The organism is Xanthomonas sp. D-109, from assembly GCF_017746095.1.
Taxonomy (GTDB): domain Bacteria; phylum Pseudomonadota; class Gammaproteobacteria; order Xanthomonadales; family Xanthomonadaceae; genus Xanthomonas_A; species Xanthomonas_A sacchari.
Genome location: NZ_JAGHWV010000027.1, coordinates 107,762 through 122,159, shown reverse-complemented (window position 1 = coordinate 122,159; position 14,398 = coordinate 107,762). Strand labels below are relative to the sequence as shown.

Sequence of the window (14,398 nt, the reverse complement as noted above, 5' to 3'; positions counted from 1 at the left end):
CGTTGATACATCGGCAAGCAGGCCGCTCCATTGCCTCTAGCCGCTCCTCATCGCGGGACGGTTCAGCGTCATCTCTCTTCGTATTCAACGTAGCGCAGTGACGCTAGATCGCGTGTCCATCTGCAGACGAACTGTTGCGCAGCAGCATGCAACTCATCAAAAGGCGTGTTACTTCTAGCTCGGTTGGATCGATCCAAAGCCGTTGATGCAGCGCATCCTTGGGGAAAACGGCGGGTAGGGATCGCGTGCGACGAGTTTGCCGACGCCTGCTCTCCAGTCCGCATGCATCTGCGGTCGTGAAGCAGTGCTGGATGCCGACTTGAGCGGCGATCCCTCGGGGCGATCCGGTCCACGTTGCGTGCCTTCGCTGCACGCCGTTGCCACCGGAAGTGCGTGACGCCACGCGTCGCGGCACAACCGATCGAGAGAGTTGGGGAGCCTGCCATGCCAATCCGTCTGCGCTTCGCGCATCCGCCTGAGTCTTCGCGCCGGTGGTGGGCGTCCGTCGCTGCGTCGGCGCTGTTGTGCGCGAGTACCGGTGTGGCATGCGCGGCCGATACCGGCTTCGCGTCTTCGTTCGAGCGGGGCGAACCCGCGCCTGCATCGGCCACGCAACCCCACAACACAGGCGTCCAAGTCGCGGTCGGCACTGGGCCAGAGCAGCCCTACGCGGCCAAGGCTGGCGTGGGCTATACCGGTCTGCATGCACTGCACTATCGCGCCAATGCCGGCGGGCACGTGCAGTTGTTCGCGGTCGATCTGCCGGTGGAGCCGGACACGGTGCTGTCGTGGATGGTGCTGCCGGAGATCGTCGACGGCGATGCGGTGGCGTCGACCGGTGTGGCGGTGGATCTGCTGTTCGACGACGGGCGCCGCTTGTCCGAGTTGGGCGTGGAGGATCAGCACGGTGCGCTGGTCGGTGCGGCGGGGCAGGCGGCGTCGAAGACGCTGTATCCGCAGCAGTGGGCGCTCAAGCAGGTGCGGCTGGGTGATGTGGCGGCCTTGCGCGGCAAGCGCATCCTTGCCATCGAGTTGCAGGTGCAGCCTGGCGCCGGCAAGGTCGCATCGGGCTGGATCGATGATGTCGTGGTGCGCCGTGAAGCGGCGCTGCAGGCGGCGCGGCGGCCCAGCGACGAGGTGGTGACCACGCGCGGCACGCAGTCCAACGGTACGTTCTCACGCGGCAACAACATCCCGGCCACGGCGATGCCGCATGGCTTCAATTTCTGGGTGCCGGCGACCGATGCGGGGACGCTGAGCTGGCTGTACCGCTGGAACGAGCAGAACGGCGAGGACAACCGGCCGCGGTTGCAGGCGCTGTCGATCAGCCACGAGCCCAGTCCGTGGATGGGCGATCGCCAGACCTTCCAGGTGATGCCGTCGTCCGCGCGCGGGGTGCCGGAGGCGGATCGCGCCAAGCGCGCGTTGTCCTTCAGCCACGACCACGAGGAGGCGCGCCCGCATCTGTACCGGGTGGACTTCGACAACGGCATCCGCGCCGAACTGACGCCGAGCGAGCGCGCGGCGATCTTCCGCTTCCGCTTTCCCGAGGGCGGCGATGCCAATCTGCTGTTCGACAACGTCGATGCACGCGGCGGGCTGACCCTGGATGCGGCGACGCAGACGTTGCGCGGCTACTCGGATACGCGCAGCGGGCTGTCCAATGGCGCCACGCGGCTGTTCGTGTATGCGCGCTTCGATCGCCCGTGGACCGCCAGCGGCAAGATCGCCACCGGGCGCCCGACCGGCTACGTGAAGTTCGCGCCGGGCGCGGACCGCACGGTGGTGATGCGCATCGCCACCTCGCTGATCTCGGTGGAGCAGGCGCAGCGCAATCTGCAGCAGGAGATCGGCGACGCCGGGTTCGAGCTGGTGCAGGCGCGTGCGCAGGACGCATGGGACGCGGTGCTGGGCCGGGTGCAGGTGCAAGGCGCCAGCCACGACCAGCGAGTCACGGTGTATTCCAATCTGTACCGGCTGTTCCTGTATCCGAACATCGCCCACGAGAACGTCGGCGACGCGGCGCATCCGGATTGGCGGCATGCCGACCAGAACAATTGGTCCAAGGACAACATGGGCGGCGATGCCGAACGCACGTCCGCGCCGATCCTGCCGGGCAAGGTCTACGTCAACAACGGTTTCTGGGACACGTTCCGCACCAGTTGGCCGGCGTATGCGCTATTCGCGCCGGAGCAGGCCGGGGCGATGATCGATGGCTTCCTGCAGCAGTACCGCGATGGTGGCTGGGTGGCGCGCTGGTCCTCGCCGGGCTATGCGGACCTGATGGTCGGCACCAGTTCCGATGTGGCGTTCGCCGATGCCTGGCTGAAGGGCGTGCGCGGGTTCGATCCACACGAGGCCTATGCGGCGGCGCTGCGCAATGCCACGGTGGTGCCGCCGGTGTCGAATGTCGGCCGCAAGGGCCTGGCCCACTCGATGTACCGTGGCTACGCCGCCAACGATGTGCACGAGGGGTTGTCGTGGACGCTGGAGGGCGCGCTCAACGATTTCGGCGTGGCGCAGATGGCGCAGGCGCTGGCGGATCAGGAACAGGATGAGCAGCAGGCGCAGCGCTACCGCGAGGAGGCCGAATACTTCCGGGCGCGCGCCACCGACTACGTGTATCTGTTCGATCCGGCAACCCGCTTCTTCCGTGGGCGCACGCCGGCCGGCCAGTGGAGCACGCCTGCGTCGAAGTTCGATCCGCGCGTGTGGGGCGGCGACTACACCGAGGCCAATGCGTGGACCTTCGCCTTCACCACGCCGCACGACGCGGCGGGCCTGGCCGGGCTGCTCGGCGGCGAGGACGCCATGGCGGCGCGCCTGGACGAACTGTTCGCCACGCCGGAGACCGCAGACAAGCGTTTTGCCGGCAGCTACCGCGGCGTCATCCACGAGATGACCGAGGCGCGCGACGTGCGCATGGGCATGTACGCGCACAGCAACCAACCCTCGCACCATCTGCCGTGGATGTACGTGGCGGCGGGGCAGCCGTGGAAAACCCAGCGCCTCACCCGCGAAGTGTTGCGCCGTCTGTACCTGGGCAGCGAGATCGGCCAGGGCTATCCGGGCGACGAGGACAACGGCGAGATGTCGGCGTGGTACCTGTTCGCCATGCTCGGGCTGTATCCGCTGCGGATGGGCGCGCCGGAATACGTGATCGGCTCGCCGGCGTTCCCGCGCGCCGAGGTCGATCTCGGCAACGGCCGCAAGCTGGTGGTCATCGCGCGCAACAACAGTGCACGCAATGTCTACGTGCAGTCGCTCACGCTCAACGGCAAGCCGTGGAACACCGCCTGGCTGCGCCACCAGGACATCGCCGACGGCGCCACGCTGGAGTTCGTGATGGGCGCGACGCCCTCGCGTTGGGGCGCTGGTGACGATGCGCTGCCGCCGTCGCTGACGCCGCCGGGCAGTGCGCCGCGCGGGCTGGAGGATGTGGCGTCGCAGGCCGTGGCGGTGTCGTTGGAAGGACAACCCAAGGCCACGGTCTTGATCGACGACGATGCGACCACGGCGCTGTCGCTGCCGGCCGGGCGCAGTGTCGACCTGCGCTTCGACACGCCGATGCCTGCCACGTACTACACGCTGACCAGCGGCGATGCCGCCTTATCTGGCCTGGCGTGGACGCTGGAAGGGCGCAACGGCGATGGCGCGTGGACCACGCTGGACCAGCGGCGTGCGCAGACATTCGCCTGGGCGCGACAGTTGCGGCCGTTCCGCATCGCCACGCCGGGCGCGTACAGCGCGTACCGGCTGCGCCTGGACGCGGGCGAAGGCGTTGCGCTGGCCGAGATCGAACTGCTGCAGCCGGTGACACGGAAGGCCGTGCCGTGAGAGGGCGGCAACGTGGCGTGTGCGTGCTGCAGCGTGCATGCGGTGGGCGACACTCCATGCACTAGACCTGTTGCGCGGCAGCATGCGTTGCAAGGAAGGCTGTGGTACTTAGTTTTTCCACTGCATTAGAACGATCCAATTCAGTTTCTGCAGGACAGAGGGGGAAGCATCGCAAGGCCGGCTCGCCGCAATGGCGCCGGATATTTTCGTGTCACATCGCGCGGAGTTCTTGCCCGATCTTTGGATCGATAGAAACCCGCCGCAGCCGATCAATCTTTGGGAGAGGATGATTGAAATGAACTGCATGCCATTCGCACGCAATCGCAGCACGCTGTCTGCCGGCATCGCCATCGCCTTGTTCGCCAGTGCCGCGTCCACCACCGCCTTCGCCCAGCAGGCCGACGGCACGCCGGTCCCCACGGGTCAGGCGGAGGTCAAGGCCACCGACCTGGACGCGGTGACGGTCACCGGCTACCGCTACGCGATCGAGAAGAGCCTGGAGCAGAAGCGCAACGCCAATGCCGTGGTCGATGTGATCACCGCCGAGGACGTGGGCAAGTTCCCCGACAAGAACGTGGCCGATGCGCTGCAGCGCGTGCCCGGCGTGGTCATCACCCGCGACGGCGGCGAAGGCAAGAACGTCAGCGTGCGCGGCCTGTCCTCGGAGCTGGTGCTGACCGAATTGAACGGCAACTACATCGCCACCGCCGAGTCCAACGGCGACCCGACGCGCTCGTTCAACTACACGCTGCTGCCGTCGAACCTGCTCGGCAGCGCCGAGCTGTACAAGACACCGGAAGCGCGCATCGACGAAGGCGGCATCGGCGGCACGGTGATCCTGCAGACGCGGCGCCCGCTGGAGCTGGAGCCAAATTCCGGCTTCCTCTCTGCCGAGGGCGTGTGGTCGGACAGCAGCAAGAAGACCGATGGCCAGTTCTCCGGCTCGTACTCGTGGCACGACCAGGACAACCGTTTTGGCGTGTTCGTCGGCTATACGCAGCAGAAGCGCACCGCGCGCACGCTCAACGCCAGCACCGAGAGCTGGCAGTGGTACGGCCGCGACGAAGGCGGCCCGGCGGTCGACGTCAACGGCAATCCGTCGGACTTCAACGCCAACTGGTGGGGCGGCACCGGCTTCTGGGACCAGAACGGCAAGTACTACACCCGCTTCATGATGCCCACGGCCGTCAGTCTGGACGTCAAGCAGGAGGAGCGCGAACGCAAGGGCGGCCAGCTGACCTTCCAGTTCAAGCCGACCGACGACTTGACCCTGACCGCGAACTACTTCCGCTTCGACCTGTCGCAGAACTCGCAGACCAATACGGTCAAGATCCCCGAGTGGAACATCGCCCGCTACTACGGCGACGGCAACTGGCGCGGCGGCCGCCTGCTCGACGGGCTGCAGTTCGATCCCAGCGGCACCATCGTCACCGGCGCCAACTATAGTCTGCATCCGGGCAAGGCCTACTACTGCAGCGAGGCGCAGGCCGCCGCCGCCGGCCTGCCGCCGGGCGGCTGGGGCTCGGACGACTGCACGGTGCCGACGCCGCAGATCACCGGCAGCTACAACATCGAGAAGTCGCTGTCGCAGACAGTGGACCTGGGCGGCGAATGGCGTGGCGAGAAGGTGGACGTGTCGTTCAAGGCCGGCCGCACCTGGGCCAAGGGCGGGCCGGAACTGCAGTTCTCGCTGCCGATCAAGCCGCGCCGCCAGAACGCCGACGGCAGTTGGACCAATGGCAACTTCGCCAGCGCCTGGGACCTGACCGGCACGCCGACCATGACCTTCTCCCCGGAGCTGATGCAGAACCTGCGCGACGGCATCCTGCAGGTCGACCTGGGCTCGACCGGTTCGTCCTGGACCCGCAACACCAACCAGCAGCAGTACGCGCAGATCGATACCACCTGGCACATGGACGGCGCGTTCTTCGACTCGCTGCAGTTCGGCCTCAAGCGCCGCGACGGCGGTATCCACCGCAACACCGGCAACAACTACTGGGTGTGCCCGGGCACCGACCCGAGCGACTACAACAACCGCTACTGGAACGGGCGCTGCAACGCGCTGGCCACGCAGTTCTCGCCGGACCTGCTGTTCCCGCTGGACAACCTGGCCGGCGGGGTGAAGTCCAGCGCGTTCCCGGCGATCAACTTCCCCGGCTACATCGGCTATTTGAACCAGACCTACGGCGCGATGCAGACCCGCAACGAAGACAACTTCGTCTACAACGTCGACGAGAAGATCTATTCGACCTACCTGCAGCTCAACTTCCACACCGAGCGCCTGCGCGGCAACGTCGGTGTGCGGGTGGCGCGCACCGGTCAGCATGCCGATTCCACCGACAAGGTGACTGCCTACAACGATTATTTCTTCGACGGCGCCGACGGCAATCCGCTGGCCTGCCAGCAGGGTGCGGCCATGCCCGCCGGCGCGCCGGCCGATACCTACTGCGGCACCGAGGGCTATTGGCGGCTGTCCGACACCGAACAGCGCACGGAGTCGTTCGTGGTCAGTGCGCTGGACCGCAAGTACACCGACGTGCTGCCGAGCTTCAACCTGGCCTACGACCTGACCGAGAACCTGCTGCTGCGCGCGGCGGCGTCGAAGGTGATCGCGCGGCCCAGCTACAACGCCATCGCCGCGCCCGGCAGCCTGGAGTACTACAGCCCGGAATACGTGGCCGACCGGCGCCTGACCGGCGGCGCCAGCGAGCAGGGCTGGTACGGTTCGGGCAGCAACAAGAAGCTGGAGCCGTACAAGGCCAACCAGTTCGACCTGGGCCTGGAGTGGTACTTCCAGCCGGGCTCGGTGGCGGGCGTGGGGCTGTTCCGCAAGAACGTGGAGAACTTCTCGGTCGACGTGATCAGCGACGTCAACATGCTGATCAACGGCCAGACGGTCACGGTGCAGAACTACAGCACCAAGGCCGGCGGGCAGGATGCGGTCTCGCAGGGCGTGGAACTGTACGCGCAGCACACGCTGCCGTCCGGCCTCGGCGTGCAGTTCAACTACACCTACAACGATGCCAGCAAGGCCGCGGTGCGGCTGGAGGACGGCACCGAGGTCGGCAAGACCTCGATGCCGGGCAGCGCCAAGAACCAGACCAACCTCACCGTGTTCTACGAGACCGACCGGCTGCTGCTGCGCGCCTCGTACAACCGTCGCGGCGAGCTGGTGCAGGGCCTGGTCAACGGCTTGAACGTGTACGAGGAGCCGTACTACCAGATCGATCTCAACGCGGCGTACAACATCACTCCGGCGCTCAGCCTCACCGCGTCGGTGCTCAACCTGACCAAGCAGGAGTCGCGCCAGCACCTGGGCGACGACACCCGGGCGCGCTTCTACACCGGCGGCTACGCCGGGCGGCTGGCGTACCTGGGGCTGACCTACAAGTTCTAAGCTACCGCGTGTCGTGCCCATGCCTGCCGCGCGGCGGACGGCATGGGCGCGACGGCCCGGCGATGGCCGGGCCACCGTTTCCGCCGTCCACGACCGCGCCGTCGCGCCGGTCGTGGTCGTTCACCACAGGACCCATCGCATGACGTGTTCCCCGTTGCCTTCCCTGCTGCGCGCGCTCGCCCTGTCCTTGCTGCTGGTGACGCCGGCACTGGCCGCCGCGCCGCGGCTCAGTGCCGAGGTCAACACCTTCATCGGCAGCAAGGACGACGGCAACACCTTCCCGGGTGCGTCGGCCCCGTTCGGGATGATCCAGGTCAGCCCGATCGGCGCGCACTACGCCGGCTGGCGCTACGACGATCCGCAGATCCGCGGCTTCGGCCATTCCTTCCTGTCCGGCGCCGGCTGCTGGGAGCAGGGCGGCCAGGTCTCGGTGCTGCCGGTGACCGGGCGCATCGGTCCCGGCGGCGCGTTCGATACGGGCGACCCGAAGGTGTTCGACCACACCCGCTATGGCGCGCGCTACCAGCACGACGGCGAGCGCGGCCAGGCCGGCTACTACAAGGTGCGGCTGACCGATTACGGCGGCATCGATGCCGAAGCCACCGCGCTGACCCGCGCCGCGGCCGAGCGCTACACCTTCAGCACCTCGGGCGAGGGCCACGTGCTGGTCAATATCGGCCAGGCCAACGCCCGCCACACGGTCACCGGCAGCACCCTGACCGTGGTCGGCGACCGCGTGGTCGAAGGCAAGCTGGTGACCCAGAGCTTCTGCGGCGGCCACCAGTACACCACCTGGTTCCGCCTGGAGTTCGATCGCCCATTCAAGGCGTTCGGCACCTGGGGCGAGGCCGGCGGCGTGCCGGGCTCGCGCCATGGCATGGAGGGCGAGGGCAAGCCCAGCGGCGCGTGGCTGACCTTCGACCTGAGCAAGGGCCGCGCGGTGACCGCCATCTCGGCGATCTCGCACGTGGACGCCGAGGGCGCGCGCAACAACCTGCGCAGCGAGGGCATGGCCAATGGCCGCCTGCTCGGCTTCGATGCGATGCGCGCCCGCGCGCAGCAGGCCTGGGACAAGGAACTGGCCAGCGTGCGCGTTCAGGGCGCCAGCGGCGACGACCGCGTGGTGTTCTACACCGCGCTCTATCACGCGCTACTGCAGCCGCTGACCGGCAGCGACGCCGATGGCCGTTACCGCGGCTACGACGACGGCGTCCACCACGCCGACGGCTGGACCTATCACGAGTTCTTCTCGCTATGGGACACCTATCGTGCGCAGAACCAGTTGCTGGCGTTGCTGCGGCCGCAGCGCGCCGCCGACATCGGCCGCTCGATCCTGGCGATCAATGCACAAGGTGGCTGGCTGCCGCGCTGGGGCTATGCCAACTTCGAGACCAACGTGATGACCGGCGATCCGGTCACGCCGTTCCTGGTCGACCTGTGGCGCTTCGGCGCGCTGCAGGGGCGCGAGGCCGAGGCCTACACCGCACTGCACCGCAATGCGTTCGAGATGCCGCCGTTGAATTCGCGCCACGCCGGGCGTTCCGGCAATGCCAACTACCTGGCGCAGGGCTTCGTGCAGTACGACCGCGCGTTCCCGTCCAAGGGCATGGATGTCGACCCGCACCACGGCGGCTCGGCCACGCTGGAGTACGCACTGGCCGATTGCGCGCTGTCGACGATGGCCGGTGCGCTGGGACATGCCGAGGACGCGGCGGTGCTGAACCGCCGCGGGCGCAACTGGCGTTCGATCTGGGATCCGTCGGTGCGCGATACGCAGACCGGCTTCACCGGCTTCCCGCGGCCGCGCACCGAGGACGGGGCGTGGTACACGCCGCCGGACGGGCATTACGATCCGCGCTCGCAGCATGGCTTCCACGAGGGCACGGCCTGGCAGTACCAGTGGCTGGTGCAGCAGGACGTGCCGGGCCTGGTGGAGGCGATGCACGGGCCGGAGCAGACCGCGCGCCGCCTGGATACCTTCTTCGCCTACGACGCGTTGCTGGCCGACCCGGCCGGCGCCGCGCGCAAGGAATGGGTGATGGGGCCGTACAGCTACTACAGCCAGTTCCGCTACAACCCCAACAACGAGCCGGACCTGCATGCGCCGTGGATGTACACGCTGATCGGCCAGCCGTGGAAGACCAGCACCGTGCTGCATGCGGCGCAGACGCTGTTCACCAATGCGCCCAACGGCGTGACCGGCAACGACGACCTGGGCACGATGTCGGCGTGGTACCTCTTCAGCGTGATGGGCCTGTACCCGGCGGTGCCCGGCACCGGGCAGTTCCTGCTGCACGCGCCGCGCTTCTCGCGCATCGAACTGGATGTGGGGCCGGGCCGCACGCTGCGCATCGATGCGCCGCAGGCCGGCGACGGCAAGCTGCGCTACGTCGGTGGCGTGTCGCTGGATGGCCGCGCGCACGCGCCGGTGTGGCTGGACTGGGCGCAGCTGCGCCAGGGCGGGCGTCTGCGCTTCGACCTGCGCGATGCGCCGCAGCCGCAGGGCTGGGGCACACAGCCGCAGGACCTGCCGGTGTCGCCGTGCGCGGCGCCGGCGACCCCCACCGCCAGCCTGGGCTGGCGCTGAGCCCATGCCGTCGCGCGGCAGCGGCGTGCAGCCGATGGTTTAGGCTGCGCGTCTCGTCCGAAAGGAATCGATCCGATGCGCCAGAAGCGTCCATCCCGTGCCGGATCCGCAGGCTCCACGCCGACCAAGGCAGCCAAGGCCGCGTCGCGCAGGGCGGCGCCGGCTGCGGCAGAGCGTGCGGACAAGGCGAACAAGGCCACGAAGACCGCACCGGCCGCCGCCGCACGCGACCGCCAGCGGGTGGTGACCGTCACCGACATCGCCGATGCGGTCGGCGTCTCGCGCGCGACCGTGTCGCTGGTGCTGCGCGGTAGCCCGCTGGTGCATGCCGACACCCGTGCGCGGGTGGAAGCGGAGCTGAAGCGGCAACGCTACGTCTACAACCGCGGCGCCGCCAATCTGCGCCGGCGCACATCGACCTGCGTGGCCCTGGTCATCAACGACCTGGCCAATCCGTTCTTCGCCGAGTTCGCCGCCGGGGTGGACGAGGCGCTGGGCGAGCAGGGCTACGTGACCCTGCTCGGCAGCACCGGCGAATCGCCCGCGCGGCAGCAGGCGGTACTGGCCTCGCTGATGGAACACACTCCGGCCGGCGTGATCCTGTCGCCGGCCGAGGGCAGCGACGCCGCCGAACTGCACACGGTGCTGGACGCGCGCGCGAACGTGCTGCTGTTCAATCGCGAACTTGCCGGCGCCGACGACTGGGGTTTCCTCGGCCTGGACAACCAGCGCGGCGCGCAACTGGCCACCGAGCACCTGATCGCGCTCGGCCACCGCCGCATCGCCTTCTACGGCGGCCATGCCGATTCCAGTTCCTGCCGGCAGCGTCGCGCCGGCCACGCGCAGGCGATGCGGCAGGCCAGGCTGCCGGTCGACCCGGCCTGGCTGATCGAGTCCGCGCCCAATCGCCTGGAAGCGGCCGCGCGCCACGGCGAACTGTTCGCCCATGACGCACCGCCCACCGCGGCGGTCTGCTACAACGACACGGTCGCGCTCGGCCTGATGCTGGGCCTGCTGGCGCGCGGCATCCGCCCGGGCCAGGACTTCGCGATCACCGGCTTCGACGATATTCCCGAGGCCGCGGTGAGCACGCCCGCGCTGACCACGCTCGCCGCGCAACCACGCGCCCGCGGCCGCCAGGCGGCACAGCTGGTGCTGGAGCGGCTGGACGCGGCCGTACTGCCGCGCAGGACGATCGTGCCGGTGAGCCTGTCGGTGCGCGAGAGCAGCGGCGCGCCGCTCGTGCGCACGCGCACCTAACGCTGCGAACGCGGCGGCGGCCGCAGCGACGATGCGCGATGGCACTCGGCGCGCGCAGTGCCATCGCGACGCCCTCTAGACAGGGGCGGGCAGATAGTGGGTCGCACCCTCACAGCGGCACGTCCCGCGGGTTCGTGCTGAGCGAGCGCTTCGCCCCCTCCTTCCTTCGTCGAGAGCCGTCTCATGCATCTGCAGACTGCACCGCGCCGTTCCGTGGTGGCCAACGCCTTCTACGGCCTGCTCAATCCCATTCCGTTCGGCTGCTTCGTCGCCGCGCTGATCTTCGACATCGTCTATGCCCGCAGCGGCGTGATCCTGTGGACCAAGGCGGCGGCCTGGCTGATCGCGATCGGGCTGGTCATCGCCATCGTGCCGCGCCTGATCAACCTGGTGCAGGTCTGGATCACCGCGCGGCGCTCCACGCTGCCGGTGGAACGGCTCGACTTCTGGCTGAACCTGCTCGCCATCGTCGCCGCCATCTTCAATTCCTTCGTGCACAGCCGCGACGCGTATGCGGTGGTCCCGGCAGGGCTCTGGCTCTCGATCGTCACGGTCGCGCTGTTGGCGATCGGGCATGTGCTCATCGCCATCCGCACCACGCCGCGCGAGGGTTACGCCCATGGCTAAGCGCCTGTGTCTGTCCGTTTTCGCGCTGAGCGGCGCGGTGGCCCTGGCCGCCTGCAGCGGCAAGGCCGCGCTCGAGCCCAGCCAGCAGGCGGGCAACGCGCCGCCGCTGCCGCAGCCGCGCAACTTCCTGCTGCCGCCGATGCAGGTTCCCGAGGGTGTGGGCTGGAAGGAGGGGCAGGCGCCCACGGTGGCGGCTGGCCTGAAGATCGAGAAGATCGCCGGCGGCCTGAAACATCCGCGCCAGCTGTACGTGCTGCCCAACGACGACGTGCTCGTGGTGGAGGCCAATTCGCCGGGGATGGAACCCGTCACCACGCCCAAGCAACTGATCGCGGGGCTGGTCCAGAGCCGGTCCGGCAAGAGCGCCAAGGGCGGCAACCGCATCACCCTGCTGCGCAGGACCGCGGACGGCCGGTGGGAGCAGCATGCGTTCCTGAAGGGGCTGCACTCGCCGTTTGGGGTGCAACTGATTGGCGATGCGCTGTACGTCGCCAACACCGACAACATCATGAAGTTCCCCTACGTCCCCGGCCAGACCGAGATCACCGCGCCCGGCACGCTGTTCGCCGATCTCCCCGGCACGATCGAGCACCATTGGACCAAGGCACTGCTGGCCAGCCCCGACGGGCGCAAGCTGTACGTCGGCGTGGGCTCCAACAGCAACATCGGCGAGAACGGGCTGGATGTGGAATACCGCCGCGCGGCCGTCCTGGAAGTGGACGTGGCCTCGGCCAGCAGCCGCATCTTCGCCTCGGGCATCCGCAATCCGACCGGACTGCAGTGGGAACCGCACACCGGCAAGCTGTGGGCGATCGCCAACGAGCGCGACGAGATCGGTGCCGACCTGGTGCCCGACTACCTGACCTCGGTGCAGGACGGCGGCTTCTACGGCTGGCCGTACAGCTACTACGGACAGAACGTGGATGTGCGGGTCAAGGACCAGCGCCCGGACCTGGTGGCCAAGGCGATCAAGCCGGACTACGCGCTGGGCTCGCATGTGGCCGCGCTCGGCCTGTGGTTCTCCCGCGGCGATACGCTGCCCGCGAAGTACCGCGAGGGTGCGTTCGTGGCCGAGCACGGCAGCTGGAACCGCTCGCCGCTCAGCGGCTACCAGGTGGTGTACGTGCCGTTCCAGCAGGGCCGGCCGGTCGGCCCGCCGCAGACCGTGGTCAGCGGCTTCCACTCGCAGGACGAGTCGCAGCTGTTCGGCGCCCCGGTCGGCCTGGCGCAGGACAAGTACGGCGCGCTGCTGATCGCCGACGACGTCGGCAACAGCGTCTGGCGCGTGCGCTTCTGACCGGTCGCACGACGCCGCCCACCGGTATGTGGGTGGCGTCGTCTGTACGCGATGCCGCCTCGGCGTGGGTGCCGGCCGCTGCCGGCGCGGTGCAGTATGCGCGTGGCCCGTCCGCGCGCCTGGATTGTGGAAAAGGAAGAGCTGATCTACAGCCGCACGTCCACTAGACCAAGTGCGTCGTAACACGCCCTGGCAGCGCGGCGCTCAGCCCAAGCTGATCCAGTCCAGCGCCAGCAGCATGTCGATCGCCGCTGCCGCCGCGCGTTGCGCTTCTTCCGATGCCTCGATGGCGTGTGCGTCGCACAGATGGGCAAGCAGCTGCGCGGCGTCGCACGACTGCCCGGGATGCGCCGCCTGGAGGCGGCGAGCGGCCTGGAACACCGTCATGATGTCCTCGGCGTGGTCGGTGTTCCTGATCCGCGCGAACAGCTCCGCCGCCTTGGCGATCTCGGCATCGTAGGGCGCGTACGCCGCTGCGAACCGGGCGTGCTCCCGGAGGTACTGGGATGAGGCGCGCAGTGCCATCGTCCGCCCCTGCGGCTGCTCCTGCAGCCAGTTGCGGTTGGCCAGGTCGGTCAGGATGGACCGGACATCGCCCTGGCGCGGCCCGCGGCCGGCATTGCCGAACGCCAGCCCGGTCGGCACGCCCAGTTCGGTCATGGCCCAGCAGAGCGTCTGGAACAGCGTACGCCCGATCGGCCGCGCCTCCGATCGGGCCTGCAGCCGCCGCAGCACTTCCATGATCGCGATCCAGCCGGGCTGGGGCGCGATGCGCTTGCCCGTGCTCTCGGCCGACGTGCGCGCAGGCCGTGCCAGAAACGCCGGTTCGAGCTGCGCCAGCGGCGTGCCGTACGGCGCATAGACCTCGATATCGACCGGCAGGTGCGCGAGTCTGCGGTAGATCAGCGGACCCACCTCGCTCCAGGCCAGGCCGCCATTGCCGCAGCCCAGCGGCGGCAGGGCGAGGCTGTGCACGTCCCATTCGCGCAGATGCGCTACGAGGTGGTCGAGTCCCGCTGCGATGTCCTGCAGCCGCGACGGCGAGCGCCAATGCCGCTTTGTGGGGAAGTTGAGAATGCGCAGGCCGCTGGCATCCTGGTAGAGATAGGGTTCGCCGATGCGCATGCGGCCCTCCCGGCAGCGCGCTGCATAGTCTTCGAACATGGCCGGGTAGCGCCGCTTGAATTCCTGCGCGATGCCCTTGCCCATGATGCCGGCGCAATTGACCGCGTTCGCGTAGACCTGGGCTTGGCTGGCGAACAAGTCGCCGATACGTGCCTTGAACATGGTGCGCTCCATCGATGGAGAAATTCGCGGGGTGGCGCCTATCGCTTGCCCGCAATGGCAGGCGCCGCGTGTGCGGATGGCGCTGTCCACGGCTTGTTCCAGACAG

7 protein-coding genes are annotated in these 14,398 nt (G+C 68.5%); 6 read left to right on the top strand and 1 reads right to left on the bottom strand.

Going from position 1 to position 14,398, the window contains the following annotated elements:
- The first annotated feature begins 444 nt into the window (after window positions 1–444).
- The 6 genes from J7357_RS20105 (at window position 445) to J7357_RS20080 (ending at window position 13,005) form a co-directional block, all read left to right on the top strand.
- On the top strand, window positions 445–3,837 hold the full coding sequence (locus J7357_RS20105) for a GH92 family glycosyl hydrolase (RefSeq protein WP_244667691.1): 3,393 nt from the start codon (window positions 445–447) through the stop codon (window positions 3,835–3,837).
- A 295-nt stretch (window positions 3,838–4,132) separates the two neighbouring features.
- Window positions 4,133–7,234, top strand: a complete 3,102-nt coding sequence (locus tag J7357_RS20100; protein WP_209249231.1) for a TonB-dependent receptor — start codon at window positions 4,133–4,135, stop codon at window positions 7,232–7,234.
- Between the two features lie 139 nt (window positions 7,235–7,373).
- Entirely contained in the window at window positions 7,374–9,821 is a 2,448-nt protein-coding gene (locus J7357_RS20095) for a GH92 family glycosyl hydrolase (protein ID WP_209249229.1), read from the top strand.
- A 75-nt stretch (window positions 9,822–9,896) separates the two neighbouring features.
- Window positions 9,897–11,081 carry a LacI family DNA-binding transcriptional regulator gene (locus J7357_RS20090; RefSeq protein WP_244667690.1) on the top strand — a complete coding sequence of 395 codons (1,185 nt, stop codon included), beginning with the start codon at window positions 9,897–9,899 and terminating at the stop codon, window positions 11,079–11,081.
- 183 nt (window positions 11,082–11,264) lie between these two features.
- The gene (locus tag J7357_RS20085) at window positions 11,265–11,708 is read left to right on the top strand and encodes a DUF2231 domain-containing protein (RefSeq protein WP_209249227.1); all 444 of its coding nucleotides are present in this window, start codon (window positions 11,265–11,267) and stop codon (window positions 11,706–11,708) included.
- Window positions 11,701–13,005: a sorbosone dehydrogenase family protein gene (locus J7357_RS20080; protein ID WP_209249225.1), complete on the top strand. Its 1,305-nt coding sequence runs from the start codon at window positions 11,701–11,703 to the stop codon at window positions 13,003–13,005. Before J7357_RS20085 ends, J7357_RS20080 begins: the two co-directional genes overlap by 8 nt.
- Before the next feature lie 204 nt (window positions 13,006–13,209).
- On the opposite strand, the gene J7357_RS20075 is transcribed toward J7357_RS20080, so the two are convergent.
- Entirely contained in the window at window positions 13,210–14,292 is a 1,083-nt protein-coding gene (locus J7357_RS20075; RefSeq protein WP_244667689.1) for a macro domain-containing protein, read from the bottom strand.
- Window positions 14,293–14,398 lie beyond the last annotated feature (106 nt).